Raw genomic sequence first — 26,659 nt, 5'->3', positions numbered from 1 at the left:
TGCCTGGAGATATCCCGCTATCGTGCGTTTCGAAATGGGAGAAAGCATGAAGCTGGGCGGGCGCTATCGGCTGCTGAACCCCTTGGGCGAAGGCACGGTACGGCTGGCCTTCGACGAGGTGGCGCACCGTGACGTCGCCGTCAGGGACATGCGGGCGCAGCCGGCCGAGGAGGCCCGGCGGGCGCTCGGACTGCGGCATCCATCGATCGTCCCACTGCTCGACCTCGTGGAGGAGGAGGGCGGGCCGTGGCTGGTCACGGAGTTCGTGTCCGGGGCTTCGCTGGCGCGTACCGTCGACGCCAAGCGACCCCTGCCGGAGCTCCAGGCCGCCCGTGCCGGGCTCTGTCTCCTGGAGGCCCTGACGACCGCGCACGGGGCCGGGATCGTGCACGGCAACCTCAATCCTGGAAAGGTCATGCTCACGGCGACCGGCCGCGCCGTACTGACCGGCTTCGGCCTGCCGCACCCCGGCCTGCGCCCGCCGGCGGACCTGTGGTCGCTCGCCGCCACCCTGCACTTCGCGGTGGAGGGCCGTCCGCCGGGCACCGCACCGGCCACCGACCCCGAGCCGTTGCGCGCCCTGATCCGCGCCATGCTCGACCCCGCCGGGCCGCCGTCCCTGGACGACATCACCTCCACCTTGACCCGCCTGGCACTCAACCACCCCATCACCACCACCCACCCCCTGTCGGTCCCCACCACAGGCAGCTTCCCCCCAACCCCGGCCACACCCCCCGGCTCCCCGCTCAACCCACCCTCCAGCCACCCGTCACCACCCTTCGACCACCCGTCACCGGCCTTCGACCACCCGTCACCTGCCTTCGACCACCCCGCCACGCCCTCCGACCACCCCGCCACGCCCTCCGACCATCCCGCCACGCCCTTCGGCCACCCCGCCGACCCGGCGCCACCGGCCTTCGGCCACCCGTCGCCGCCCGCCTTCGATCAGCCGGCGGGCCCAGCCCCCGGCCATGCGGCAGGCCCGGACTTCGGCCATCCCGGTGACCCGGCGCCGCCCGTGCTCGGTCATCTGGGTGAGACCCCGCCGTTGGGCACCCCCTTCGCCCCGCCCATCGGTGGTGAGGCGGCACACCCCGGCGACAAGAGCGGCCCGGCACCCGACGCGCCCGTCCCCCAGAGCGACGCGCCCGGCCCGCAGGGGGAGGCGTCCAGCCCGCCCGCCAAGTCCCGCCTGCTGGGCCTGCGCAAGGTGTTCGGCCGACGCCGCCAGTCCCCGCCCGCCCCCGAGAACCCGCCACCCACCGAGCCACCGCTCACCGCACCGCCCATCATCACGCCCGAAACACCCCTCCAGCACGCCCCCTTCCCACACCCGCAGGAGACCCCGGGCGGGCCTTTCCCGCAGGACGCCCCCTTCCCCCAGCCCCCAAACGCGCCACCGCAGAGCCCGCCCACCCCTCAGCCCGTGGACGCCCCCTTCGGGCACCCCGTGGACGCCCCCTTCGGGCACCCCGTGGACGCTCCCTTCGGGCACCCCGTGGACGGCCCCTTCACGGCGCAGTCCCCGGACGCCTTTCCCACGCCACCGGACGCCCCCTTCCCGCCACCCCCCTTCCCACCGGCTCCCGAGCCCAGCGCCTCCCCGGCGCCCCCGGCCGACGACTCCTACCCGACGCCACCGGTAGCCGCGTTCCCCACACCGCCCGGCGGCGCCTTCCCGGCCCCGCCGTCCGACGGCTTCCCCACGCCACCCGTCCAGAACTTCCCGACGCCACCGGCGGAGCACGCCGCGCCGCTCAGTGACGTGCTGTACCCGTCGCCCTCCTGGCCGGTCGCCTACGACCCCGCGCCCCCGCACAGACCACGCCATGCCGCCCCCGGCACCACCCCGGTGGACCGGGCGCTGGATCAGGTGATCGGCACCACCGGCCCGCTGCCTCCGGTCCAGGTGGCCGCGATCGGGCTGGCCGTACTGGATCAGCTGGTGGGTCTGCACGCCCGCGGCGAGCACCACGGCGACATCCGCCCAGGCAACATCCTGCTGTCACCCTCCGGCCAGGCCATCCTCAGTCCGCCGCTGATGCCGAACGGGATCTCCGCCTACACCGCCCCCGAGGGCGCGACGGGACCGGCCGCGGACATGTGGTCGCTGGGCGCGACGCTGTTCGCCGCCGTCGAGGGGCTGCCGCCGGCTCCGGGCGCGCCGCTGACGAGGGCGGGCGCGCTGGCGACGGTACTGTACGCGTTGCTGGCCGGCGACCCGGCTGCCAGACCGGCCCCGGCGCCGCTACGCCAGGAGTTCCTGACCATCTCCCAGAGCCTCGACCCACGCGACATATCGTGAATGGAACCCCATCGGTCCCCCACTCGTTGGACCGAAGACGCACAATGTGAGAGAGGCGGGGCGCGCGCTCCGCGTTCGGAGGAAGTTGAGGATGTCGCCAATCCAGAAGTACGCGGTAGGCGCGGGCGCCGCCGTACTGCTCTCGCTGATCTTCCTGCCGGGTTGGCTCACCCTGCTGGTCGTCCTCGGCGTGGTCGCCGCTCCGGTGGTCGGCTATTTCATGCTCGACCCGTCTCAGCGCGAGCGTCTCAAGCGCGTGCGCAGGCGCGGCATCGGCAACTGAGCCAACGGGGTACGGCGAGGGCCGGGAGAAAGGCCCTCGCCGTACTCAGGCCTGCGCCAGTGCGGCCTGAACGCGCTGGGTCACCCGGCGCTCGACGTAGAACGACAGGAACGGCACCGTCCCGCCGAGCATGATGCCCAGCATGTACGGCCAGCTCCACCGCGCCTTCATGCCCAGGTTCATGACGGTGACCAGATAGACCATGTACAGGAACCCGTGCACCTGCGCGATGATCAGCCCCGGCCACCACGTGACCTGGACGACGTAGTTGAGGAACATGCCCACGCAGAGCACGAGCAGCATCACGCCCACCATGTAGGCGAGCACCCGGAAGGGCTTGAGGGCGGACTCCACTAGTTTTCCTAACCTTCCAGAACCATCTCAGGGGACTGTCGAGCACGGCCCCGATCACCCCGTACGGCGTCGCGTACGAAGTGGAACCACATGAAGACGGCGAACCCCGCGAAGATCCACCAGTTGGCCGCATAGGCCGCGTTGCGCCACGTGAACGTACCGCCGACGACCGGCGGCGCCACCGAGACGGGGGCGAGCGCGCCGGAGGCGGGTTGCGCGACGACGAACCCGTTGCGCACCTTCTCGCCCTTCCACAGGTTGATCAGCTCGCCCGTGGAAACGGTCTGCACCTGCCCCGCCGGCAGTCCCTCCGCGCGCCGCTGCACGCTGTCGGTCCCCTGCGGCGGCCGCAGCCGCCCCGACACGTTCACGTTCCCGGCCGGTACGGCGGCGCCCGCGTCACCGGCCGACGCCACCCACCCGCGTACCACGGGCATGAGCGTCCCGTCGGCGAGCCGGAGCGGCGTGAGCACCCAGAAGCCCTTGTCCCGCGCGACGTTGCCGCCCGGCGTGTCCACGCTGGGCCTGCGGTCGGCGACGAGAAGCTGCCGCTCCCCGTCGTAGACGCCCTGCGCGGTGACCTTCCGCCCCACGGCCGCGTTCTCGAACCCGGCACCCACCTTGGCCAGGCCGTCCACGGCGACCGGGGCGGGATCGGTGGCGGCGTGCGGCTTGCCGGAGTCCTGGAAGACCCCGAGCTGCCAGCGACCGAGCAGGATGAACGCGGTCAGGACCCCGATCGTGAGCAGATGCAGCCCGATCAGTCGCGGGGAGAACAGGGTCCTGAGCATGCTTCAAAACTATCCGCCGGACGGCGTGGTCCGTCATCAGGGGCACCCACCCGGCCGACACCTACCAGTCCTGGCAAAAGGTGCAAACGGCTCACCTGTTCCGGCTAGAGTGCTGCGCATGTCTGACCAGCATCTCGACCCGGCCGGCAACACGCAGCAGTTCCGCGCGTTCGCACAGCAGAGCGAGCAGGACGGCGCGCGCAAGCGCTCGGCGGCCCTTCCCATCATCGCCGGTGTGGTCGTCCTCGCGATCATCGCGGTGGCGGTCTACCTCGTCCTGAAGTAACCCGACTCCGACAAAGCCAAGCGCCGACGGCCACGCTCTCGGCGCTTTTCGTGTGTCCGGAAAGGCCCGCCCGTCGCATCGGCCCGGCTACCGCGAGCGCACACCTCCCCCTTCCCGCCGCGGAAATCCCAGCTCATCCCGCCGCGCGAACCCCAGCTCGACCCGCCGCGCGAACCCCAGCTCATCCCGTCGCGCGAACCTCAGCTCTTCTCCCCGCGTGAACCTCAGCGGTCCGCGCCCGGCCTGAACGGCCGTCCCGGCTGACGAGCGCGTTCCGGCGCCGTCGCCTTCACCACCCGCACGTTGGCCCTGCCCGGCGGGCAAGCATGCGATGTGACCCGGCTCACTCTGGACCGGGCAACCTCGGCTGACTACATTGGACAATGTGTCCAATAAGACTGCGGACCTCGACCGGTTCCGCGAGTTGCAGCAGCTCGCCTATCGGGGCGCCGAGCATGTCGCCGCGCGGCTCGAACCCGGAGTGACCGAGCGCATGGCCGCCACCGCCCTGCGGAAGTGGCTGGAACGGCACGGCGCGGACGACTGGTTCCACGTGCCGTTCGCGTGGTTCGGCGAGCGGACGGCATTCCGGAAATTTCGGGTTCCGACCCAATTTCTGCCTACTTCGCGGAGGCTCGAAGAGGGCATGCCCTTCGTCCTGGACTGCGCGCCGGTCAGGGATGGGTTCGTCGCCGACATCGGGTATTCGGGGTGCTTGGGGGACAACGCCGACTGGCACGGCCTGGATCGGGATCTGGCCGAGTTCCGGGGGAAGATCCTGGAGCTGGTACGGGCCCGCCGTACCTTTCGCGATATCTACGCGGAAGTCGACCGGCTCATCGCCGAACAAGGGCATCGAAACCGGCACAAGGTTTATCCCGGGCGGGTGATCGGGCATCAGGTCGCCCGTATTCGCCTGGGCGGGCCGCGTTTCGTGGTTTTCCAGTCCTTCGGGGTCAGGACCCTGCGTACGATCGGGCGCGAACTCGTCAAGGAACGCCTCGAAGGCCGCTCACCGCTCTGGGCGGGCGGCAAGGCCAGCGAGCATCCGCCGACCCCCGGGCTGTGGGCCGTCGAGCCGCATCTGGGCACCGCGGGTGACACGGTCGGCGCCAAGTTCGAGGAACTGCTGGTCGTCACCGAGGACGACGCCTACTGGCTGGATGACGACCTTCCCCACGTCCGCCGCTGGGAGTCCCGATGACCGACACCTCGATCAGGCCGCGCCGGGTCAGGTTCTCGTGGGAGGAGACGCCGCTGCACTGGGTGCCCGGCGACCCGTTCACCACGCACCTGATCAACGTGCTGCACATGCTGCTGCCCGCCGGTGAGCGCTGGTTCGTGCACGTGTTCAAGCAGGCTCTGCCGTACATCCGGGATCCGCGGCTGAAAGCCGAGGTCAAGGGGTTCATGGGGCAGGAGGGCACGCACGCGGTCGCGCACCAGCGGGTGCTGGAGCACATGAAGGAGCAGGGGCTCGACCCCGGGCCGTACGTCGAGAACATCGAGTGGATCTTCGAGCGGATGCTCGGCGACGGCACGATGCCGCCGATCGCGCGGGCGTACTGGCTGAAGGAACGGGTCGCGCTGATCGCGGCCATCGAGCACTACACCGCGGTGCTCGGGCAGTGGATCCTGGACGCCCGGCCCCTGGACGACGCCGGCGCCGACGCGGTCATGATGGACCTGCTGCGCTGGCACGGGGCCGAGGAGGTCGAGCACAGGAGCGTGGCGTTCGACCTGTTCATGCACCTCGACGGCTCGTACGCGCGGCGCACGCGGACGATGATGGTCACCGGGCCGATGATCGTCCTGCTGCTGAAGCGGGGCGCCGGGTTCCTCATGGCCAACGACCCGATTCTGCGCGGACGGCTGCGGGCGAAATGGACGCATTACTTCTACCGCGCGCACCAGGGGCGCGTGCCCACGTTGCGCAGCCTGGCGCTGGCCGTACCGCGCTATCTGCGGCCGGGCTTCCACCCCAGCCAGGAGGGCGACCTACGCCAGGCGCTCGACTACATCGCGATCTCTCCCGCGCACGCCGAGTTCGAGACCTACAGGAGGTCCAGTGACTAAGCCGGGCATCGTGATCATCGGCTCGGGGTTCGCCGGCATCGGGATGGCGATCAAGCTCAAGGAGGCCGGCTTCGACGACTTCGTCATCCTCGAAAAGGCCGCCGACCTGGGCGGGACCTGGCGCGACAACGTCTACCCCGGCTGCGCGTGCGACGTGCCGTCGCACATGTACTCCTTCTCGTTCGAGCTGAATCCCGGTTGGTCGCGGATGTTCTCCCCGCAGGATGAGATCTGGGAGTACATGCGGGCGTGCGTCGACAAGTACCGCATCGGGCCGCATATCCGGTACGGCAAGCAGGTCGCCGGTCTGGAGTACGACGACGAGGCCAGGGAATGGCAGATCACCACCGAGGACGGCGCCACCATGCGGGCCAACGCCGTCATCTCGGGCATCGGCGCCCTCCACATCCCGAAATTTCCCGAAATCAAGGGACGTGAGGCGTTCACCGGGCCGTCCTTCCACTCCAGCGCCTGGGACCACTCAGCCGACCTGGCGGGCAAGCGCGTCGCGGTCATCGGCACGGGCGCCTCGGCCATCCAGTTCGTCCCCCAGATCGCCCCCTTGGCCAGGGAACTCCTCCTCTTCCAGCGCACCCCGCCCTGGATCCAGGCCAAGCCCGACTTCGCTATCCCCGGCGCGATGCGCAGGGCCCTCGGCCTGCCCGGCGCCGCCCGCCTGCTGCGCAACACCATCTACTGGGGCCTGGAGACCCGCGCCCTGGGCTTCGCCGTGGACCCGCGCCTGATGAAGATCCACGAGACCATGGCCCGCAGGCACCTCGAACGCCAGGTCCCCGACCCTGCGCTGCGCGCCAAGCTCACCCCCGACTACACCATCGGCTGCAAGCGCATCCTGCTGTCCAGCGACTACTATCCGACCCTGACCAGGCCGAACGTCTCCCTGATCACCGACGGCATCACCGAGATCCGGGACCGCTCGATCGTCGACGCGACCGGCGCCGAGCACGAGGCCGACGTCATCGTCTACGGCACCGGCTTCAAGGTCACCGACTCGCTCCAGGAGCAACGCATCGTCGGCAGGGGCGGCCGCAAGATCCAGGACGCCTGGCAGGACGGCATCGAGACCTACTACGGCATCGCCACCGCCGGCTTCCCGAACCTGTTCTTCCTGCTCGGCCCCAACACCGGCCTCGGGCACAACTCGGTCGTCTTCATGATCGAGTCCCAGGTCCGCTATGTCATGAACTGCCTGCGCCTCCTCTCCAGGACCCAGGCCAGGGCCATCGACGTCAAGCCCGGCCACCAGCGCACCTTCCAGGACCGCCTGCACCGGCGCCTCGACCCCCTGGTCTGGAACTCCGGCGGCTGCAAGTCCTGGTACCTCGACGAGCACGGCGTCAACCGCACGGTCTGGCCCGGCTTCACCTTCGAGTACTGGGCCCGCACCCTCCGCGTCGACCCGGCCGCCTACGACCTCATCTACTGACCCCACCGTCTCGCCCACCCCGCTACGCGGGCACGCCGAGGCGCACCAGAGCCGGGCCCCGAGGGGCCGGGCATGCGAACGCATCTCCGAAAACTGTCGGTGACGATCTTTACAGTCTTCCGCATGACGACTGGGGCATGGGAGGCGGTCCGCAAGGCCGTCGACGCCTATGACATGCACGCGGTGGCCCTGCTGGCCGCCGGTTTCGGCGACGACGAGCGCCGCGAGGTGGCCGCGGAGCTGACGGCGTACCTGCCGGTGGCGCGCAGCCTCGGCGAGGAGGACGACGAGCGCCGCCTCGGACGCCACCACGAGAAGTGGGACGCGCTCCAGGCCCGCGCCGACGAACTGGACACCCCGGTCCACAGCCTGCCCGAAGCCCAGCACCTCATGCGGCCCTGGATCTCCGAGCGCTGGATCGAGCCGATGCGCGTCGCCGGCGCCGCCACCCTGCCGGGCGCGGCCGCCGTGGCCGCCTGGCTCAACCGCCGCGAGCTGCGCCGCCCGCTCGGCGGGTGGCGGGGGTCGATCGACGACGTCCCGCAACTGGTCGCGGTCCTGTCGGCCCGCCCCGCCGCCTGGCAGTCCGACCTCGCGGTACGGCTGGCGCTCCGGCTGCGCGGCGCCCGGCCGGAGGCGGACAACCAGGTGCGCCTCGTGCTGGAGATGCTGCGCCGTACCGGAGCCGAACCGCCCGCGCACGACCCGCTGACGCTCGCGTGGCTGGCCGCCACCACCCCGTCGTCGTCCGCGACGCTGGCCAAGGACGGGCTGCTCGACGCGATGGTGCCCCGGCTGTTCGAGGCGGAGGGCGTGGGCAGGGCGCTGCGCGACTCGGCGGACTGGCCGAAGGCGCTGCACAAGCTGACCGCGAGATCGTTGACCGGCGCGGCGCGGGTGTCCAGGAAGGCGCTGCTGTCGGGCTGCGTGCGCCGCTTCCTGCGCGGGGGGCAGGCGGCCGACCTGCGTTTCTTCGTGCGGTTGCACGACCTGCTCGACCCCACCGACGGCGAGGTGGCCGAGCACGGGCGCGACTACCTGCGGCTGCTGCCCACCGCGCCGGGCAACGTGGCGGAGCTGGCGCTCAAGCGGGTGCGCAGGCTGGGCGAACTGCCCGCCCACGAGGCGAGCGAGGCGGTGCTGGGGCTGTTGTTCCGGCAGGAGAGCAAACTGGTCGGCGCCGGGCTGAGCTGGCTGGAACGGCTGCTGCGCGACCCCGCCCACGACCTCGACGACTACGCCTCCGCGCTGGCCACGACGCTGGCCGGTGAGTCCGCCGTCGTCCGTGATCGCGCGGTGAAGCTGGCGGTCAAACACGTGGCCCGGTTCAGCCCGCTCGGCGCCGAGACGATCAGGCAGGTCGTCGAAGTCCTGCCCGCCGACCAGGGCGCCGCTCTCGCGACGGCCTTCGGTGGCGAGGCCAACTCCCCCGACCAGGCTCCCGCGCCGCTGCCGGTCCGGCCGCTGCCTCCGGCCCCGGAGCCGGGACCGTTCGCCGCCCCGCCGTCCACGCCCGGGGAGCTGGCGGTGTTCCTGCCCACGGAGTTCGACTGGCCGAGCCAGGAGACGTGGCTCGACGCGTTCGTCCGGCTGGCCGCAGGCGACCGCGCCGCACTGGCCGCCGGGCTGGCGGGACTCGCCGCCCGCTGCAAGGACCTGGAGTACTGGACGTCGCCGTGGTGGGAAACCGCCGACTGGGCCGCCGCCATGGCCAGGGAGCTGACCGAGCCGGGCGCGGAACGCACCGCACCCTCCCGGGCCGGCCTGGCCGCGACCGCGGGGAGCCCGGTGGGCGAGCAGATCCTGTCCAACCTGGGCGGCGTTCCCACCCGCACGATCGCCGAGCGCGTCCCCGGCCCCACGGAGTGCGACGCCTCGAAGTACCTGCCGCTGGCCCGCTACGCGGAGGTCTACCAAGCTCTGCTCGACGAACGGCTTCCGCCGTACCTGCTGGCCACCCCGAGCCGCGAGGACGGCGGGCTGGACGCGGCGGTGCTGGTGGAGCGCTTGGCGACATACCCGGACGGCATGCTCCCGCTCCCCACCGACCTGCGGCAGGCACTGCTGCGGCTGCGAAGGACGGCGAGCGAGGGGGTGGTGGCACGGGCCCGGCGACTGCCCGGCGAGGCAGGACGGATGGTGGCCGCGCGGCTGACCGCCCGGCCCGCGGAGCCGCAGGTGACGCTGCGGTGGACGATGCACGGCGACGACCCGCGCGTCGTCGCCGACATCATCCCGGCGCCGGAGGATCGCGACCTTTTCCGCGACCTGCTGACGGTGCGGACACACGGTGAGTCGTGCGGACGGATGCTGGCCGTGCTGGCCGGCTACCGGGAGGTGGCGGCGGCGCGGTCGGTGTACGGGCTGCTGTCCGCCTGGCCGATCGCCCGGCCGGACACGGACGACCTGCGCCGGCTGGCACGCGCCGACGGGCCGGCCGGGCCGGGCATCGCGCTGCTGCTGGCCTGGTCGCTGTTGCGCGGAGATGGTGGCGCGGTGGCCAAGAGGCCGTTCCTGTGGCTGGCGGCCTCGGGCGACCTGCCGGGCGAGGAGATCGGCAGGCAACTCGCCGCCCTGCTCCCCCACCTGAGACGCGACCTCCCCGACGCGCTACGCACCCTGCGGGAGCTGGCGGAGCTCGGGGCCCATCAAGAGGTATGGCAGGTGATGACCGGCCTGCTCCCCGCCTACCTCCAAGCCGAACGCGCCACGACCACCCACACCCGCCTGGTCTCCTTCGCCGCCGACGCGGCCGCCTGGGCGGGAGCACGCGGCGAACTCCCCGCCATAGCCGACCTGGCCACCCGAACCCGCACCAGCGACCTGGTCCGCCAGGCCCGCCGCCTCCACACCTACCTGACCGCCCCGGCCCTCATCCCCTGACAAGAAGCCCGCCCAACCAGCCCCGCAGGATGCGCTCTTGGCGACAAGAAGCGCGGAGGGGCGGCACCAAGGACGCGCCTACGGAGCGCGAGGGCTTGGCGTGCCGGAGGCGAGGCGCGAGGTGTGGGTGTGGGTGTGAGATGCGGGGGGTGCGGGACGGGGTCAGGGTGGGGGGCTTTGGTGGCGGGCGTTGGTGGCGGCGGTGCGGAAGGCGGGGAGGGCCTGGGCCAGGGCTCGGTGGTCGCGGGCGCGCCAGCTCACCCCCGCGAAGACCGCAGGACGGCCGCGGAGGCGGGCGCGGACGCGGCGGGCCAGTACGGCCAGGTCGCGGCAGTGGTCGGGCAGGTGGTCCCGAGGAGGCTGGGCGGCGGCGGTCGTGTCGTGGGCGGGGTCGCCGTCGGAGGACGACGCGCTGCCCAGGGGGAGGGCGTAGCGGGTCAGGTCGGGTAGGTCGGTGCGGGGAGTAGCAAGCGTGAGCAACGTGTCGAAGCGGCCCGCCACGGCGTCCCTGGTGGTCAGAGGCGGGCGGTCGGGGGCGAACAGCGCGCGTAGCGTGGCCGGGACGCTGGCGTGCTCCATGGGGGTGCTGCTCATCGTCCCCTTGGGGATGAGAGGGGAGACGATCACGGCGGGGACCCGTGCGCCCGAGGAGGAGAAGTCGAAGGCGGCGCTCTTCTTGTGTGCCAGCAGACGCAGGATCCGGGCCAGCAGCCCGGGGGCGGAGCCGGGATCGGGCAGGCCGGTCAGCGGCGGGGCATGGTCGTAGAGGCCGCCGTGCTCGTCGTAGGTGATGACGAGCACGGTCTGGCCGAACGCCTCGGGGTTGGACTTCAGCGCCTCGTACACGGCCGCGATCAGCGATTCGGCGCGGGCGAAGTCGGTCGAGGCGCCGACCTGGTCCTTGATCTGGTTGTTGCCGGGATGCTGGCTGTTGGACGGGCGGTCGTTCAGGCGGACCGGGGGGCGATGGTTGGGCTCAATGAAGGAGTACGCGGGCAGCTCTCCGGCCGCCGCGTGGGCGGTGAACTCCGAGATGTCGAACCAGCGGGCGATCCGGTCGGCGTCGTTCCACAGGTTGGAGAAAGCCCACACCTGCGGCACGTCGTCGTGGTAGACGTGCCAGCCGTGTCCCGCCGCCTCAAGCGTCTCGAAGATGGTCGGGTCGGTGTAGAAGCGCGGCTGGATGTTGGTCATCCCGTCGGAGGTGGCGGCGTGCAGGTAGTTGCGGTTGGGCCAGGTCTCCCCCGGCACCGAGCAGTACCACCGCGTGCACACCGCGAACTCCAGCGCCAGCGTCGCCAGCACCGGCACCCCGGCGGGGTCCTGGCAGCGCATCACCTCGGGCCCGACCCCGAAGACCGGCTCCTTCTTCGCGAACTTCGGATACAGCCACCCGATCAGCGGCCCCAGCAACCCGCCGAACCGCGGCTCCGCCAGCCCGCGCGCCTTGCGTTCGTGCGCGCTGACCCAGCCGCCGCCCAGTTGCTCCATCGCCGCGTCGTGCGAGTGGTCGAAGTCCATCGTGGCGAGCGGGCCCGCGTCCGCCGAGGCCGCCACGGGCGGGCCGCCGTCCCAGCCGGGGCTGGTGTACGGCCCGCCGCCCCGCAATCCGTCATACCCGGGATCGGGATGGACGAGGTAGCCGAGCATGTGGTCGAACGACCGGTTCTCCAGCATCAACACGACGACGTGCCGCACCTGAGGCGCGGGGCCGGACGGTTCGCTCATCGCGACGGATGCACCACCAGCGCGCTGCCGCCGCCGCGCCGCGCGGGCTCGGCGACCGCCTGTACCCGTCCCCGGCCGAGGAACTCCAGCCCGGTCGCCGCCCCGATCTCCGGGTTCGGCGCGAACACGTGCCCGCGCGACTCAAGGGCGGCCCCGTGCCGGGCGAGGAAGGCGGGCTCCGCCTGGGTGGCGGCGGTGTTGCGCTGCGTGGCCCGGGGTGCGGCCAGCGCGTCGGGCAGGTTCATGCCCAGGTCGTAGCGGTTGACGAGGATCTGCAGCACGGTCGTGATGATCGTGGACCCGCCTGGCGAGCCGACGGCCAGCACCGGCTTGCCGTGCTTGAACACCAGCGTGGGCGCCATCGAGGAGCGGGGGCGCTTGCCGGGGGCGGGCAGGTTCGGGTCGCCGGGCGCGGGGCCGAAGGTGAAGTCGGTCAGCTCGTTGTTGAGCAGGACGCCGCGGCCGGGCACGACGATGCCGTTGCCGCCGGTGGACTCGATCGTCAGGTTGTAGGCCACCACGTTGCCCCACTTGTCGGCGACCGTGAGGTGCGTGGTCTCCGGGCCCTCGGCGGCGACGTCGGGGGCGGTGCCGGTGGGCTGCTCGCAGTCGGAGTAGGAGCCGTCGGGCGAGCCGGGGGCCGCCGGGTGGGCCATGGCGCGTTCGCCGATCAGGCACGAACGTTCCTTGGCGAAGCCGTCGGACAGGAGTTCGCGCATGGGGACGCCGGGGATGTCGCCGACGTACTTGCCCCGGTCGGCGAAGGCGAGCCGGGAGGCCTCCAGGTACTCGTGCAGGCCGACGCCGGGCAGCGCCTCCAGGATGTTGAGCGCCTCGCCGACCGTGGAGCCGCCGGAGGACGGGGGCGCCATGCCGTACACCTGAAGGCCCTTGTACTCGACGCGGCTCGGTTCGCGCATCAGCGCGCGGTAGGCGCGCAGGTCGGACATCTCCATGAGGCCGGGCCGCACGTTGCGCGTGGTGCCGGGGGTGAGCGGCGGCTTCTTGACCGTGGCCACGATCTCCTGGCCGAGACGGCCGTTGTAGAGCCAGTCGGTGCCGCGTCTGCCCAGTTCGCGGTAGGTGTCGGCGAGTTCGGGGTTGCGGAAGACCGAGCCCACGGGCGGCGGCGCGCCGTTCGGGAGGTAGAGCTTGGCGGTGGAGGCGATGTCCTTGAAGCGGGCGGCGTTCGCGGCGGTCTGGTCGTGGAAGGTCTGGTCCACGACGAAGCCCTTGGAGGCCACGTCGATGGCGGGTTTGAGCGCCTGTCTCAGGCTGATGGTGCCGAAGCGGCGCAGCGCCGTCTCCCACTGGGCGACCGTGCCCGGCACGCCCGCCGACAGGCCGCTGGTGACGCCCTCGTCGAAGGGGATGCCTTCGAGCGAGGTCGAGGTCATGGCGCGCGGCGCGGTCTCGCGGCCGTCGATCGTGTAGACCTTACGGCGGGAGGCGTCGTAGTAGACCATGAAGCCGCCTCCGGCCAGCCCGGAGGAATATGGCTCGGTGACGCCCAGGACCGCGCCCGCGGCGACGGCCGCGTCCATGGCGTTGCCGCCCTTCTTCAGCACGGCCACCGCGGCCTTGCTGGCGTCGAGGTCGACGGTGGACACGGCGCCGCCGTACCCCTCGGCGACCGGGACCTTCTGCTGGGGCTCAGCCATGGCGGGTGGCGCGGTGGTGAGCGTGACGAGGACTGCTGCTGCGGGAACGATCACTCGGCGCATGGTCTCCACGATGGACCAGGTACGCCTCCGGTGGTAGGGCCCCCTGCCACATCCAGATGATGCGCTGGTCAGGGAGCTGAAATAGCGTAGGACCGTGAAGTCCCGTCTCGACCCTTATCTGGCGCTCGTGCTGGCGGTCGCCCAAGTGGTGATCGGCCAGGGCGCCGAGTGGGGGCAGCGCCTCACCAGGGCGCCGCTCGACTGGTACGCCTACTCGTTGCTGCTGATCGGTCCGGCGCTGATCCTGGTGCGCCGCCGCTATCCGGTCGCGACGACCGCGATCACGCTGCTCGTGACCGGCGCGTACCTGGTCGGCGGCTATCCCTACGGGCCGATCTTCTTCACGCCCGCGGTGATGCTGTTCTGGCTGGTGATCGACGGGCGGCGGCTGGTCGCCTGGCTGCTGGCGGCGGGCATGTTCAGCTTCTTCGAGGTCTACGCGTGGGTGATCGGCAACCGCAACCTCTTCCACGCCGTGTGGATCTCCACGGCGATGATGCTGCTCATGGTCATGGCCGAGCTGGTCAGGATCCTGCGCGAACGCCGTGCCGAACGGACCAGGGCGGAGGAGGAGGAGGCCAGGCGGCAGGCCAGCGAGGAGCGCCTGACCATGGCGCAGGAGTTGCACGACGTGCTCGCGCACAACATCTCGCTCATCCACGTCCAGGCCTCGACCGCGCTGCACCTCATCGACGACCGGCCCGACCAGGCCAGGACGGCGCTGGCCACGATCAAGACCGCGTCCAAGGAGGTGCTCGGCGAGATGCGCTCGGTCCTGAACGTGCTGCGCGAGGGCGCCCCGCGCGCCCCCACCTCGGGCCTGGACCATCTGGACAACCTCATCGAGCGCTCCGGCCTCGACGTCACGCTGAAGCGCGTGGGCTCGCGGCCCCTTCCCGCGCAGGTCGAGCGGGCGGCGTACCGGATCGTGCAGGAGTCGCTCACCAACGTCACGCGCCACGCACCCGGCGCGAAGGTCACGGTCAGGCTGGAGTACGGCACGGCCGAGCTGACCGTCCGCGTCACCGACACCGGCGCCACCTCGCACGCCCCGCTGTCGGAGGACGGCAGCGGCAACGGCATCCCCGGCATGCGCGAGCGGGCCGCGGCTCTGGGCGGTTCGCTGGTCGCCGGCCCGGTCGGCAACGGCTTCCAGGTCGAGGCCAGGCTGCCCCTACCTGAGGAGAACGAATGATCAAACTGCTGCTCGCCGACGACCAGGCGCTGGTGCGCGCGGGGTTCAAGGCGTTGCTGGACGCCCAGCCCGACATGAGCGTGGTGGCCGAGGCCGCCGACGGCGCCGAGGCGGTACGGCTGGCGGCCCAGCACTCCCCCGACGTGGTGCTGATGGACATCCGGATGCCCGGCACCGACGGCCTGACCGCCACCCGCCAGATGCCGCCGGGACCGAAGATCATTATTTTGACCACGTTCGAGCTGGACGAGTACGTCTTCGAGGCGCTGCGCGGCGGCGCCAGCGGCTTCCTGGTGAAGGACACGGAACCGGCCGAGCTGATCCAGGCGGTCCGGGTGGTGGCCGACGGCGAGGCGCTGCTGTCGCCGAGCGTGACCAGGCGGCTGATCGCCGAGTACGCCACGCGGGCCAAGGCGCCGGTCTCGACCGAGGGCCTGGACCAGCTCACCGACCGGGAGCGCGAGGTGCTGGCACTGGTGGGCACCGGGATGACCAACGACGAGATCGCGAGCAAGCTGTTCATGTCTCCGGCCACGGCGAAGACGCACGTGAGCCGGGCGATGATGAAGCTGCACGCCAGGGACCGGGCGCAGCTCGTGGTGATCGCCTACGAGTCGGGGCTGGTCAAGCCGGGCTGGCTCTGAGAAGAACGCTTAGGTCAGCGCCTCGATCAGCCGCAGGACGTCGGCGGTGCGGCCGGGATCGCCCAGGATGATCACCTTGAGCGTGGCGCGCTCCTCGTTGTAGACCATCTCCACCCGCAGCCCGGTGGCGGTCGCCATGACGGCGGTGTTCAGCCGGTCCAGGTCATGCCGGGCGACCGCGTCCACCTGGACGATCGTGGAGACCTCGACGTAGCGGTCCCGGCTGGGGCGGGAGGCGAGGGGCGCACCTGTGAAGGACTCCAGGTCCGCCCTGGAGATCCGGTACTGCTTGCCCACCTTCACGGCCTTCAGCCGGCCGTCGCGGACGTAGCCGCGTACGGTCTTGACGTGCAGATCCAGCAGGTCCGCGACCTGGCTCACGGTGAAATCCACTCCCTATCACTCCCCTCAAGGCGGGAGTATAGGGATACGGCCAGCGATGTACAGGGGAGCGCGACCGGCGTCTGATTCGCCCGCCCGCTTTCCCGCCGACTCTGGAGGTACGACACCGAAGGAGGAGAGCGACATGTATGGACACTTCTTTCCGATCTTCCCGGCTTTCTGGGGACTGTTCTGGGTGGCCGTGATCGGGCTGGTCATCTGGGCCAAGCGCACCGGCCGGTGGGGGCCGCGCCGTACCGCGGCAGCCAGCCCCACGGCGTCGGCCGAGCAGATTCTCGCCGAGCGGTACGCGCGCGGCGAGATGAGCGACGACGAGTACATGGAGCGCATGTCGGTGCTCCGCTCCTAAGCGCTCCACAGAGTGAAAGAAGTGTCACTGGCCGCATTTGACAGGCGCGGGTTACGCTGCGTCCATGCGGCCCGACACCCCGGCCCCCTCACCCTGAGCATGGGGCCGGGCGCACTGTTCGTCAGTGGCCTCGCCGCCGGACTGGTGGCGGGGACCGCTTCCTGTACGGCCGTGCAAGGCGGCCTGCTCGTCGGCCTCACCGGCGGCGGATGCCGCGAGGACTGCGGCCACGGCAAGGCCCGGCCCTGGCTGGTGGCCCAGTTCCTGACCGGACGGCTGGCGGCGTACGTGCTGGCCGGGGCGCTGCTCGGCTGGCTCGGCTCCGCCGTTCAACTGCCGCCGCGGGCACGCGCGGGACTGCTCGTCGCGGCCGGGATCATCGTGATCGCCTTCGCCGTCCGGCTGATCCGGCGGCGCGCCGCCTGCGCGCCGCACCGCACCCCGCGCCGGGCCGCCGCGCCGGTCATGGGCGCCGCGACGATCCTGCTGCCGTGCGGCGTCACGCTCGGCATCGAGATGGTGGCCGTCTCCACCGGCTCGGCGCTGTCAGGAGCGGCGGTGATGGCCGGGTTCGTCCTGGGCACCTCACCGGCGTTCGCCCTGCTCGGCTACATCCTGCGACGACTGTCCCGTACCCGTCTGGCCGCCTTCGCCGGGGCCGCCGCGATCGCCGTCGGCCTCTGGACGATCGGCTCCGGCGTCAGCCTGGGCGGCTGGCTGCCCGCCTCCCCCGCGCCCGCCCTGGCCATGACCGCACGCGGCGAACAGAAGGTGGACATCTGGGCCATGCGCGACGGCTACCGTCCCGCGATGGTCGAGGCGCGCGCGGGCGTGCCCGTGGAGGTCACCTTCCACCTGGCCGGCCAAGGATGCACCCGCACGGTGACGCTCGCCGGCCGCGACCACACCCTTCCCGCCACGGTACGGCTCCCGCCCCAGCCCCCCGGCACCCTGCGTTACGTCTGCTCCATGGGCATGTACACCGGTTTCATTCGCTTCTCCTAGAGCACCAGCTCCGCGATTACATTCCGCAGTCGCTTGATTACATGTCACGCTGAGTGGATGGCGTGGTGGCAAGGAGAGGTGGCGGAGGCGGCCGTTCCGGCGCCCCGTACCGGAGACGAACCCGAGCTGATCGCGGAAGCCCAGTCAGGCGACCCGCAGGCGGCCCATCGCCTGGGCAAGCTCTACGCCCAGCGCGGCGACCGCTCCGCGGCGCGGCACTGGTGGGAGCGCGCCGCGGCGGCCGGCAACATCGACAGCGCCTACAACCTGGGCGTCTGGCACGAGAAGCACGGCAGCCTGGAGGAGGCCGTGTCCTGGTACGAGCTGGCCGCCGGCACCGGCGACGCCGAGGCCGCGCTCAACCTCGCCACGCTCCTGCTGGAGCAGCGCGGCGACCTGGCCGGCGCCAAGTCCTGGTACGACAAGGCCGCCCGCGCCGGCTCCCGCACCGCCGCCCGCCGTCTCGCGCTGCTCTGCGAGGACGCCGGCGAGCAGGCCGCGGCCCGCGACTGGCACCGCAGAGCCGCCGTGGACGGCGACGTCGCCTCCGGCCACGACCTGGGCTTCCTCGCCTACTCGGCGGGCGAGGACGAGGAGACCGTCCAGTGGTGGGAGTTCTCCGCGCGCGGCGGCCACGCCGAGGCCGCCTACCACCTCGGCCTGTTCCTGCAGGCCAGCCGCGACCCCGAGGGCGCGGAGGCCTACTACCGGCTGGCCGCGAAGAGCGAGCACCCCGGCGCGGCCTCCCAGCTCGGCGGCATCGCCCTGTCCCGGCGCGACCTGCGCACGGCGCGCGCGTGGTTCGAGCGCGCCGCCAACGCCGGGCGGCTGGAGGACCAGCGGATGGCCGGGTTCGTCTGCGTCGAGCTCAGCGACTCGCCGGCCGCCAGCCACTGGTTCGGCCGCGCGGCGGCCAGCGGCGACGCCGAGTCGGCCTTCAACTTCGGCCTGCTGCTGATCGCCGAGTTCGGCGACCTGGCCGGGGGTCAGCACTGGTTCCGCCAGGCCGCGCTGTCCGGCCACCACAGGGCGGCGATGGAGCTCGGCGGCCTGCTGTCGGCGGCGGGCCACAACCACGAGGCCGAGCAGTGGCTCGCCGACCCGCCCCAGCCCACCTGGGACCGCCTGGCCGAACCCGAACTCCACGCCCGCGCCGAACTCGCCGCCGCCGCGACCGGCCGGCGCGGCGGGGTCCCGCTGAGCGTGCCCGAACTGACCGAGATCCTCGGCACCTGGGACCTCGTCACCCGTCCGCTGCGTGACCACGCCGACGTGGTGGTGTGGCTGGTCGAACGCAGCGGCCTGCACGCGGGCGCCATCGACCACCTGGCCTCGATCCGCACCACCCTGATCCGCCCCGGCTCCGCCCCGTGGCCGAGCCCCGGCGAGGTCGGCCACGTGCTGGCCACGGCCCGCGACCTGCGCACCCGCCTCGGCCTGCGCTGACGCCGCGCCTGGGCGCGCGCACAGATCCCTTGGGCGGGCGCACAGAACATCAGCTGATCATCCCCGGCCGTGGGCCCGGAGACGGGTGTGGCGCGTCTCAGGGAGGGTGAGCTGGTGATCTTAGGTGGGCTTGATGATCAGATATTTCATGATCCTGGTGCTTTTGGCCGCAGTGGTGCCGGGCGCACGGAACGAGGCAGGGCCGCCGGCGTCCTTCGAGGGACGGGCGGAACGGGCACTGATGACCTGGCGAGCGGGTCCGGGAGCGGTGTGGCGGTCCGGCTTCAACCCCCGGCAGGACCTGACGATCATGTCACCCGAGGTCGCGGCGGCCCGGTTCGGAAATCCTGATCTTGGCCTGGTCTACGACCAGCCCACCGTGACGAGCCCGGCCAAGGGGACGGTCCGATGGGCCGACGGCCGCACGCTGGAGGTGCCGCTCACCCCCGCGGACATCGCCGCCTACCAGGTGGCCAACCCACGTGAGATCCCCGGGAGGCCGTCGGTGAACCCGGTGTGCCAGGGCGGGATCACCGAGGAGGAGCGAGAACGGCGCAGCGAGGAGACCGGCGAGGACCCGGCGAACTGCCGGCAGGCGAAGGTGACCCGGGTGAGCCTGGAGACGGTCACCGTGCGCACGCACCGGGGCCCGGCCGAGGCACCGGCCTGGCGTTTCGACGTGGACGGACTGCCGGGACCGATCCGGCGGGTGGCGGTCGCCGACGCGGCGGTCGACCCGATGCCGCCCGGTCTCGGGCCGACGACGCCGTTCGACGGCAGCTTCGAGGAGGCGCCGGACGGCACGCTGACGATCCACCTCATCCACCTGAAGTGCGGCCGCCTGCTGGGGATGAACGTCCACGAGGAGCCGGACGCGGTCGTGGTCGAGCCGCGCGTCCAGCCGTACGGGGCGGCGTGCTCCGGATGGGCGTCGATCGAGAAGCGCCCGGTCAAACTACGCACCCCTCTGGGCGACCGCCCCGTCCTCGACGCCAGAACCGGCCTCCGCCTGTTCTACGGCCCCCTGTAGCCAACCCCTTCGCGCCCTTTCGCGTTCGCACCCTTCGCGTCTCCGCTCTTACGCGTCTCCGTCCCTTCGCGTTTGCGCCCTTTCGCGGAGGTTCGGGATGCCGTCTTCGGGGGCCGGTAACCGGCCCAGGGCGGAGTTGTTACGGCGAGGAGCCCGTGAGCCCTCACGACCATCGCTCGACAGCCGCGCGCCCACGTCGGCGGGGCGGGTGGGTGGGGCGGGAGCCGTAACGGAAAGTCCGCCCGAAAACCGGGCGGAGGGGTCAGCGCTGGCTGAGGTGGAAGCGGTGGCCTTCGTTGTCGAGGAAGACGGCGGACCAGCCCCAGGGCTCCTCCTTGGGCGGGGCGTCGAACGTCACGCCCCTGGCGGCCAGGTTCTCGTGGGTCTTGACGATGTCCTCGGTGTCGAACAGCACGTAGTTCGGCTGGTCCTGGCTGAGTGCCGGCCAGTCGGGGCCGGCCTTGAACAGGACGAGGCCGACGCCGCCGCCGGGCGGGGAGACCTCGATCCAGCGGGTGTCGGGGCCGTAGGGCTGGTCGGTGGTGACTTCGAAGCCGACTTTCCGGGTCCAGAAGTCGAGGGCGGCGGCCTGGTCCTGGACGTAGAGCGTGACCTTGGTGACGTTGATCGTCATTGTATTCTCCTTGGTTATATCCAGTTCGGATATAACCACTGTGGTGCTATGGTGTCAAGCATGCTCACCACCGCCGGGTTCCACGTGCTCCTGGCATTGGCCGGCGAACCCGCCCACGGCTACGCGATCATGCGGTTCGTCGAGCACGTCAGCGGCGGAGCGGTCAAACTGGGTCCGGGCACGCTCTACCGGACCATCAGCAGACTGCTGGCCGACGGACTGGTGGAAGAGACGGAGGAAGGCGATCCGGCAGCCCCCCACGACGCCCGGCGCCGCTACTACCGGCTGACCCGGGCGGGTGAGGCGGCCGCGCGCGCCGAGGCCGAGCTCATGGCCCGCATGGTGACGGCCGCACGAGAGGCTGGACTGGTCACGTGACGACGATGAGGCCGCAGGGGCTGAGCCCACACCTGTTCGTGCTCGACACCGAGAGCGCGATCACGTTCTACAAGGCCGCGTTCGGGGCGGTCGAGGTGTTCAGGAACACGCTGCCCAACGGGGCGATCCTCTTCGTCGAGCTGCAGGTCGGCGACGGGCGGCTGCTGGTGAGCGAGGAGACGCCCGAACTGGGCGCGCTGGCGCCGCCGACGGTGGGCGGCAGTCCGGTGCTGATCCTGCTGGAGATCGACGACCCCGACGAGGTCGAACGGCGTGCCCTCGACGCGGGCGCCGTCTCGGAGATGCCGGTGCAGGAGGCGTTCTGGGGGGAGAAGTACGGGGTCATCCGGGACCCGTTCGGCCACCGGTGGGCGGTGACGACGGCCCGCGAACAGCTCACCCCGGACGACATCATCGACCAAACCCCAGCGATACCCACCCACCAACCCCCCGAAGAACCCAGCTGACCGCCCAGACAACAACGGGCGACCAACCGGCGACGGCAGGCAACCCCGGCCGGCTCGCGGCCGACCGTGCCGGGCTCGCGGCCGACCGTGGCGGGCGAGTCCGGGCCGGCGACTCACGGGCGACCCGCGCCGGATGAGCCCCGGTCGGCAACACCCGGGCAGAGGTGGCCGGGAGGCGGCGGGTGGGCCCCGGTTGGTGGATGCCGGCCGGCGGTGCGCACGTTACGGGGGCCCGCCACGCGCGGCCTGCCTGCCGTTTCCCTGGAATGCCCCCAGCCCCGTGCGGGGGTGGGGGCAGCCGGGCCGGCCGTAACCGAGAGCCGCAACCAAAAAAGGGGAAGCTAAACGAGCACCTCAGCGACGGAAACAGACGGAAGGCCGAGCGCCACGCCCACAGGAGCGTTGGTGAGGGCGCCGTCGTGGGTGTTGAGGCCGAGGGCGAGTGCCGGGTCGCTCTTGAGGGCTTCCTTCCACCCCCGGTTGGCCAGTTTGACCGCGTACGGCAGGGTCGCGTTGGTCAGCGCGTAGGTGGAGGTGTTGGCCACCGAGCCCGGCATGTTCGCCACGCAGTAGAACACCGAGTTGTGCACCATGTACGTCGGCTCGGCGTGCGTGGTCGGGCGGGAGTCCTCGAAGCAGCCGCCCTGGTCGATGGCGATGTCGACGAGCACGGAGCCCGGCTTCATCCGCGACACGAGCTCGTTGGAGATGAGCGTCGGGGCCTTGGCGCCGGGGATGAGGACCGCGCCGATCACCAGGTCGGCCTGCAGCACCTCGCGCTCGATGGCGTAGGAGGTGGAGACCAGGGTCTTGAGGCGGCCCTGGTAGATGGCGTCGATGAAGCGCAGGCGGTCGACGTTGGTGTCGAGGACGGTGACGTCGGCGCCCATGCCGACGGCGATCTGCGCCGCGTTGAGGCCGGACACGCCGCCGCCGATCACGACGATCTTGGCGGGCGAGACGCCGGGCACGCCGCCGGGCAGCACGCCGCGCCCGCCGTTGAACCGCATCAGGTTGTACGCGCCGACCTGCGGAGCCAGCCGACCGGCCACCTCCGACATCGGGGCGAGCAGCGGAAGGGCGTTGCCCACCTGGACGGTCTCGTAGGCGATACCGGTGACCTTGTTGTCCAGGAGGGCCTGGGCGCACTCCCTGCCCGCGGCGAGGTGGAGGTAGGTGAACAGCACCTGGCCCTCGCGCATGCGGTGGTACTCCTGGGCGATGGGCTCCTTGACCTTGAGCACCATGTCCGCCTCGCCCCACACGGCGTCGGCCGTGTCGAGGATCTTCGCGCCCGCGCCGAGGAACTCCTCGTCGGTGATGGACGAGCCGAGTCCGGCACCACGCTGGACGAAGACCTCGTGGCCACCGCGGGTGAGTTCGTGAACTCCGGCGGGGGTGGCGGCGACGCGATACTCGTGGTTCTTGACCTCGGCAGGCACGCCGATCTTCATGGGTCGTTCCTTTCGTTCTCCGGCACCACGCTGTGCCGGACGGAGGGTGTCAGAGGCGTTTCCACGCCTCGGTGAGGACGGAGCGCAGGATCGACTCGATCTCGTCGAACTCCTTCTCACCCGCGATCAGCGGCGGCGCGAGCTGGATCACGGGGTCGCCGCGGTCGTCGGCGCGGCAGTAGAGGCCGGCGTCGTAGAGCGCGTGCGACAGGTAGCCGCGGATCAGCCGCTCGGACTCGTCCGCGTCGAAGGTCTCCTTGGTGTCCTTGTCCTTGACCAGCTCGATGCCCCAGAAGTACCCGGCGCCGCGGACGTCGCCGACGATCGGCAGGTCCTTCAGGCTTTCGAGCTTGCCGCGGAAGACGGGCTCGTTGCGGGTCACGTGGCCGAGCAGGTCCTCGCGCTCGAAGATGTCGAGGTTGGCGAGGGCCACGGCGGCGCTGACCGGGTGGCCGCCGAAGGTGTAGCCGTGGGCGAACATCGTGTCGCCGCTCTTGAACGGCTCGAACAGCCGCTCGTGCGCGATCATCGCGCCGATCGGCGAGTAGCCGCTGGTCATGCCCTTGGCGCAGGTGATGATGTCGGGCACGTAGTCGAACTTCTGGCCGCCGAACATCGTGCCGAGCCGGCCGAAGGCGCAGATGACCTCGTCGGAGACGAGCAGCACGTCGTACTCGTCGCAGATCTCGCGCAGGCGCTGGAAGTAGCCGGGCGGGGGCGGGAAACAGCCGCCCGCGTTCTGCACCGGCTCGGCGAAGACGGCGGCCACGGTGTCCGGGCCCTCCATCTCGATGGCCTGGGCGACGCGGTCGGCGGCCCAGCGGCCGTACTCCTCCGCCGTCATCCCGGCGACGCCGGAGATCTCCTCGGCGCGGTAGTGGTTCGTGTTGGGCACCCGGATCGAGCCGGGTACCAGCGGCTCGAACATCTGCTTGAACGCGGGGATGCCGGTGATCGACAGGGCGCCCTGCGGGGTGCCGTGGTAGGCGATCTGGCGGCTGATGACCTTGTGCTTGAGCGGCTTGCCGACGAGCTTGTAGTACTGCTTGGCCAGCTTCCACGCGGTCTCGACCGCCTCGCCGCCGCCGGTGGTGAAGAAGACGCGGTTGAGCTCGCCCGGCGTGTGCTCGGCCAGGCGCGCGGCCAGCTCGATCGCCTTGGGGTGCGCGTAGGACCACAGCGGGAAGAAGGCCAGCTCCTGGGCCTGCTTGGCGGCCGCCTCCGCCAGTTCGCTACGCCCGTGCCCGGCCTGGACGACGAAGAGCCCCGCGAGACCGTCGAGGTAGCGCTTGCCGTGGATGTCGTAGATGTAGGAGCCCTCACCGCGCACGATGGTGGGGATCTCGTTCTGCTCGTAGGCGCTGTGCCTGGTGAAGTGCAGCCACAGGTTGTCTTGCGCGGCCTTGAGGATGTCGGATTCCGGCTGCGTCATGGTTATCTTCCCTCGTGTCTGAGCTCCCAACAGTCTGCCCTTTCACCTGGGGTATTGCCAAGTGAAAGCGTCGCACCAATATGCAAGAAAACCGAGATCCGCAGAACCTATATGTAACGGCAACGAAATCCGCAGGTAGATTAGCTTGGTCGGTTTCCACCCTGTGGAACCTTCTGTGATCCAATGAGTTGTACTGTTAGACCGACCCGGGGGACCGTCCCGTGACTCCTGACCAGATCGAGAGCGCCGTCGCCGCCGCGATGCCGCAGGCCGTCGAGGAACTCAAGCGCCTCGCTGCCATCCCCTCCGTGGCCTTTCCCGGGCACCCCGCAGAGCCGGTTCACGCCGCGGCTGCCGTAACCGAGGAACTGCTGCGCTCCGCCGGCCTCCCGCACGTCCAGCAGATCGCGGTCGAGGGAAGCTTTCCCGCGGTGTACGGCGAGGCCCCCGCGCCTCCCGGCGCCCCAACCGTCCTGTTGTACGCGCACTACGACGTGCAGCCCGCGGGTGACCCGGCGGCGTGGCGTACCCCGCCGTTTGAGCCGACGCTCATCAACGGCCAGTTGTTCGGCAGGGGCACCGCGGACGACAAGTCCGGCATCATCAGCCATGTCCTGGCACTACGTGCCTTCCAGGGCCAGTTCCCGGTGGGCATCAAGGTCATCATCGAGGGCCAGGAGGAGTACGCCGGCGAGCGCCTGGAGGCCTTCGTCGAGCGCAACCCCGACCTGCTGCGCGCCGATGCCATCGTGGTGGCCGACACCGGCAACCCGAAGATCGGCGACCCGTCGGTGACCACGTCGCTGCGCGGCATGGCCGCCTTCACCATCGAGGTGCGCACGCTGAAGGAGGCCGTCCACAGCGGCTCGTTCGGCGGCGCGGCGCCCGACGCGCTGTCGGCGCTGATGCGCATGCTGACCACCCTGCACGACGACAACGGCGACATCCGCGTCCCGGGCCTGCCGCGTGGCACGTTCCTGGGCCAGGGCCCGTCGGAGGAGGAGTTCCGCCAGACCGCCGGTGTCCTGGACCACGTGAGCCTGGTCGGCTCGGGCAGCCTGGCCGACCGCCTCTGGTCGTCGTACGCGATCACCGTCACCGGTCTGGACGTCCCGTCGGTGTCGGGCGCGGTCAACGCCGTCCAGCCGGCGGCCAGGGCGCGCGTCACGGTCCGGATCCCGCCGGCCGCCGACCCCAAGACGACCGTGGACGCGGTCGTCGACTTCCTGCGCCAGGCGACTCCGTGGGGCGCGCAGGTCGGCTTCACCGACTTCACGGTGGGCTCCGGCTTCCAGGCCGACTCGGGTGGCAAGGCCCGCTCCGCGCTCAACCGCGCCATGGACCGCGCCTTCGGCCGCCCGCCCCGCGACGTGGGCGCCGGCGGCTCGATCCCGCTGGTGAACACGCTGCTCAAGCAGTTCCCCGCGGCGGAGATCCTGCTGTTCGGCGCGGAGGACGAGGACGCGGCCATCCACGCCCCGAACGAGCGGGTGGACCTGGAGGAGCTGCGCCGCATCGCCACGACGGAGGCCCTGTTCCTCCACGAGCTGAGCCTGCCCTCCGCTCTCGGCGTCTAGCCGTCAGGGGCCCGCTCCCGGCCGGGGGCGGGCCCTTCGGCTCAGCGCAGCGCGCGGTTGACCGCCGCGACGTAGGAGTAGAAGTCCTTGGTCCGGTGCGCGGGGTTCTCGACCCAGGCCCTGGCCAGCTTCCCGTCCTCGAAGAACCGCTCCCGCTGTCCCCTGCTGATCTCCAGTTGCACGCCCATCCCGCGGCGGTTGCGGTTGGCGATGTTGCGGGGGTCGTCGCCGCCGATCTCCTGGGGCACCTCGGCCGCCACGCGGAACCCGGCCGCCCGCAGCGCGCGGCTCACCTTCTTGATCAGCGCCTTGTCCCTGCCGCCCACGTACGTGGTGACGTTGTCGCCCGCGGCGGCATGCCAGGACACCGTGGTGCCGACCGCGCCGACCAGCTTGAGCGCGCGTGGCTCGTCGAAGCGGGTCGAGGTGATGTGGAGCTTGCTGTTGCCGTCGGGCTTGAGGCCGACGAAGGAGTAGAACGCGTACCTGGAACCGGCGGCGTGGTCGGCCAGCTGGGTGGTGGGCGACTCGATGGCGCCGCCGTGGATGGCGATGTGCGCCACCTTGGCCCCACTCGGGAATCGCTGGATCCGCCGGTAGTCCGTCCCTTCGCGCTCGTGCGCGGCCAGGTCGGCGTAGTTCTTGTAGGTGTCCGCGTTCTTGTGGGTGTCCGCCGCGGCGGCGGGCGGGGCGAGGAGCGCGACGAGGCTCACTGCGGCGGCGGCGACGGGCAGGGCTCTCTTCACGTGACACCTTTCAGTCGGAGATC

25 protein-coding genes are annotated in these 26,659 nt (G+C 71.2%); 16 read left to right on the top strand and 9 right to left on the bottom strand.

The features are described 5' to 3' along the window. Nucleotides 1–46 precede the first annotated feature (46 nt). Nucleotides 47–2,305, top strand: a complete 2,259-nt coding sequence (locus ACIBKY_RS04375; RefSeq protein WP_397094318.1) for a hypothetical protein — start codon at nt 47–49, stop codon at nt 2,303–2,305. A 91-nt stretch (nt 2,306–2,396) separates the two neighbouring features. Further along, nucleotides 2,397–2,588, top strand: coding sequence for a hypothetical protein (locus ACIBKY_RS04370; RefSeq protein ID WP_379621872.1), 192 nt, complete (start codon nt 2,397–2,399; stop codon nt 2,586–2,588). Between the two features lie 45 nt (nt 2,589–2,633). Here the strand turns inward: ACIBKY_RS04370 and ACIBKY_RS04365 are convergent, their stop codons facing one another. Next, nucleotides 2,634–2,942: a DUF3817 domain-containing protein gene (locus tag ACIBKY_RS04365; protein WP_397094317.1), complete on the bottom strand. Its 309-nt coding sequence runs from the start codon at nt 2,940–2,942 to the stop codon at nt 2,634–2,636. Between the two features lie 8 nt (nt 2,943–2,950). Continuing rightward, nucleotides 2,951–3,733, bottom strand: a complete 783-nt coding sequence (locus ACIBKY_RS04360; protein WP_379621876.1) for an SURF1 family protein — start codon at nt 3,731–3,733, stop codon at nt 2,951–2,953. Between the two features lie 118 nt (nt 3,734–3,851). On the opposite strand from ACIBKY_RS04360, the gene ACIBKY_RS04355 reads away from it, so the two are divergent. The 5 genes from ACIBKY_RS04355 (at nt 3,852) to ACIBKY_RS04335 (ending at nt 10,425) form a co-directional block, all read left to right on the top strand. Next, complete coding sequence (locus tag ACIBKY_RS04355; RefSeq protein WP_397094315.1) at nt 3,852–4,019, top strand: hypothetical protein; 168 nt, start codon at nt 3,852–3,854, stop codon at nt 4,017–4,019. A gap of 385 nt (nt 4,020–4,404) precedes the next feature. Then, the gene (locus tag ACIBKY_RS04350; protein WP_397094314.1) at nt 4,405–5,223 is read left to right on the top strand and encodes a M24 family metallopeptidase; all 819 of its coding nucleotides are present in this window, start codon (nt 4,405–4,407) and stop codon (nt 5,221–5,223) included. Continuing rightward, entirely contained in the window at nt 5,220–6,095 is an 876-nt protein-coding gene (locus ACIBKY_RS04345) for a metal-dependent hydrolase (RefSeq protein WP_397094313.1), read from the top strand. Before ACIBKY_RS04350 ends, ACIBKY_RS04345 begins: the two co-directional genes overlap by 4 nt. After that, nucleotides 6,088–7,542, top strand: a complete 1,455-nt coding sequence (locus tag ACIBKY_RS04340) for a flavin-containing monooxygenase (RefSeq protein WP_397094312.1) — start codon at nt 6,088–6,090, stop codon at nt 7,540–7,542. Before ACIBKY_RS04345 ends, ACIBKY_RS04340 begins: the two co-directional genes overlap by 8 nt. Before the next feature lie 123 nt (nt 7,543–7,665). After that, nucleotides 7,666–10,425, top strand: coding sequence for a hypothetical protein (locus ACIBKY_RS04335; protein WP_397094311.1), 2,760 nt, complete (start codon nt 7,666–7,668; stop codon nt 10,423–10,425). 162 nt (nt 10,426–10,587) lie between these two features. Here ACIBKY_RS04335 and ACIBKY_RS04330 read toward each other — a convergent pair whose 3' ends face one another. Together ACIBKY_RS04330 and ggt are read right to left on the bottom strand one after the other, a co-directional pair. Then, a complete protein-coding gene (locus tag ACIBKY_RS04330) occupies nt 10,588–12,153 on the bottom strand; it encodes an alkaline phosphatase family protein (RefSeq protein WP_397094309.1) in 1,566 nt (521 codons plus the stop codon). Then, nucleotides 12,150–13,877: a gamma-glutamyltransferase gene (ggt, locus tag ACIBKY_RS04325; protein ID WP_397094308.1), complete on the bottom strand. Its 1,728-nt coding sequence runs from the start codon at nt 13,875–13,877 to the stop codon at nt 12,150–12,152. Before ggt ends, ACIBKY_RS04330 begins: the two co-directional genes overlap by 4 nt. Nucleotides 13,878–13,971: 94 nt before the next feature. On the opposite strand from ggt, the gene ACIBKY_RS04320 reads away from it, so the two are divergent. Both ACIBKY_RS04320 and ACIBKY_RS04315 read left to right on the top strand, forming a co-directional pair. Then, nucleotides 13,972–15,072 (top strand): sensor histidine kinase, encoded by a 1,101-nt coding sequence (locus ACIBKY_RS04320; protein ID WP_397094307.1) that lies wholly within the window; start codon nt 13,972–13,974, stop codon nt 15,070–15,072. Continuing rightward, the gene (locus ACIBKY_RS04315; protein ID WP_397094306.1) at nt 15,069–15,716 is read left to right on the top strand and encodes a response regulator; all 648 of its coding nucleotides are present in this window, start codon (nt 15,069–15,071) and stop codon (nt 15,714–15,716) included. The genes ACIBKY_RS04320 and ACIBKY_RS04315 overlap by 4 nt, the downstream gene beginning before the upstream one ends. Before the next feature lie 9 nt (nt 15,717–15,725). Here the strand turns inward: ACIBKY_RS04315 and ACIBKY_RS04310 are convergent, their stop codons facing one another. Continuing rightward, complete coding sequence (locus ACIBKY_RS04310; protein WP_397094305.1) at nt 15,726–16,097, bottom strand: helix-turn-helix domain-containing protein; 372 nt, start codon at nt 16,095–16,097, stop codon at nt 15,726–15,728. Between the two features lie 145 nt (nt 16,098–16,242). On the opposite strand from ACIBKY_RS04310, the gene ACIBKY_RS04305 reads away from it, so the two are divergent. The 4 genes from ACIBKY_RS04305 (at nt 16,243) to ACIBKY_RS04290 (ending at nt 19,948) form a co-directional block, all read left to right on the top strand. Next, nucleotides 16,243–16,467 carry an SHOCT domain-containing protein gene (locus tag ACIBKY_RS04305; RefSeq protein ID WP_397094304.1) on the top strand — a complete coding sequence of 75 codons (225 nt, stop codon included), beginning with the start codon at nt 16,243–16,245 and terminating at the stop codon, nt 16,465–16,467. Between the two features lie 99 nt (nt 16,468–16,566). After that, complete coding sequence (locus ACIBKY_RS04300; protein ID WP_397094303.1) at nt 16,567–17,472, top strand: sulfite exporter TauE/SafE family protein; 906 nt, start codon at nt 16,567–16,569, stop codon at nt 17,470–17,472. Nucleotides 17,473–17,529: 57 nt separating this feature from the next. After that, nucleotides 17,530–18,918 carry a sel1 repeat family protein gene (locus tag ACIBKY_RS04295; protein ID WP_397094301.1) on the top strand — a complete coding sequence of 463 codons (1,389 nt, stop codon included), beginning with the start codon at nt 17,530–17,532 and terminating at the stop codon, nt 18,916–18,918. A 133-nt stretch (nt 18,919–19,051) separates the two neighbouring features. After that, on the top strand, nt 19,052–19,948 hold the full coding sequence (locus ACIBKY_RS04290) for a hypothetical protein (RefSeq protein ID WP_397094300.1): 897 nt from the start codon (nt 19,052–19,054) through the stop codon (nt 19,946–19,948). A gap of 262 nt (nt 19,949–20,210) precedes the next feature. On the opposite strand, the gene ACIBKY_RS04285 is transcribed toward ACIBKY_RS04290, so the two are convergent. Continuing rightward, nucleotides 20,211–20,582: a VOC family protein gene (locus tag ACIBKY_RS04285; protein WP_397094298.1), complete on the bottom strand. Its 372-nt coding sequence runs from the start codon at nt 20,580–20,582 to the stop codon at nt 20,211–20,213. 60 nt (nt 20,583–20,642) lie between these two features. On the opposite strand from ACIBKY_RS04285, the gene ACIBKY_RS04280 reads away from it, so the two are divergent. Further along, nucleotides 20,643–20,960, top strand: a complete 318-nt coding sequence (locus ACIBKY_RS04280) for a PadR family transcriptional regulator (protein ID WP_379621908.1) — start codon at nt 20,643–20,645, stop codon at nt 20,958–20,960. A gap of 5 nt (nt 20,961–20,965) precedes the next feature. Beyond that, the gene (locus ACIBKY_RS04275) at nt 20,966–21,427 is read left to right on the top strand and encodes a VOC family protein (protein WP_397095442.1); all 462 of its coding nucleotides are present in this window, start codon (nt 20,966–20,968) and stop codon (nt 21,425–21,427) included. Between the two features lie 341 nt (nt 21,428–21,768). Here the strand turns inward: ACIBKY_RS04275 and ald are convergent, their stop codons facing one another. Both ald and ACIBKY_RS04265 read right to left on the bottom strand, forming a co-directional pair. After that, nucleotides 21,769–22,881: an alanine dehydrogenase gene (ald, locus tag ACIBKY_RS04270; RefSeq protein WP_397094297.1), complete on the bottom strand. Its 1,113-nt coding sequence runs from the start codon at nt 22,879–22,881 to the stop codon at nt 21,769–21,771. 49 nt (nt 22,882–22,930) lie between these two features. Continuing rightward, nucleotides 22,931–24,313: an aspartate aminotransferase family protein gene (locus tag ACIBKY_RS04265; RefSeq protein ID WP_397094296.1), complete on the bottom strand. Its 1,383-nt coding sequence runs from the start codon at nt 24,311–24,313 to the stop codon at nt 22,931–22,933. A gap of 221 nt (nt 24,314–24,534) precedes the next feature. On the opposite strand from ACIBKY_RS04265, the gene ACIBKY_RS04260 reads away from it, so the two are divergent. Next, complete coding sequence (locus ACIBKY_RS04260) at nt 24,535–25,890, top strand: dipeptidase (protein ID WP_397094295.1); 1,356 nt, start codon at nt 24,535–24,537, stop codon at nt 25,888–25,890. A 41-nt stretch (nt 25,891–25,931) separates the two neighbouring features. Here the strand turns inward: ACIBKY_RS04260 and ACIBKY_RS04255 are convergent, their stop codons facing one another. Then, nucleotides 25,932–26,636, bottom strand: a complete 705-nt coding sequence (locus ACIBKY_RS04255; protein ID WP_397094293.1) for a poly-gamma-glutamate hydrolase family protein — start codon at nt 26,634–26,636, stop codon at nt 25,932–25,934. Nucleotides 26,637–26,659: the final 23 nt, after the last annotated feature.

Source organism: Nonomuraea sp. NPDC050394, assembly GCF_044459065.1.
Taxonomy (GTDB): domain Bacteria; phylum Actinomycetota; class Actinomycetes; order Streptosporangiales; family Streptosporangiaceae; genus Nonomuraea.
The sequence above is the reverse complement of the archived record's forward strand: the minus strand, read 5'-3'. Positions and strand labels throughout refer to the sequence as shown.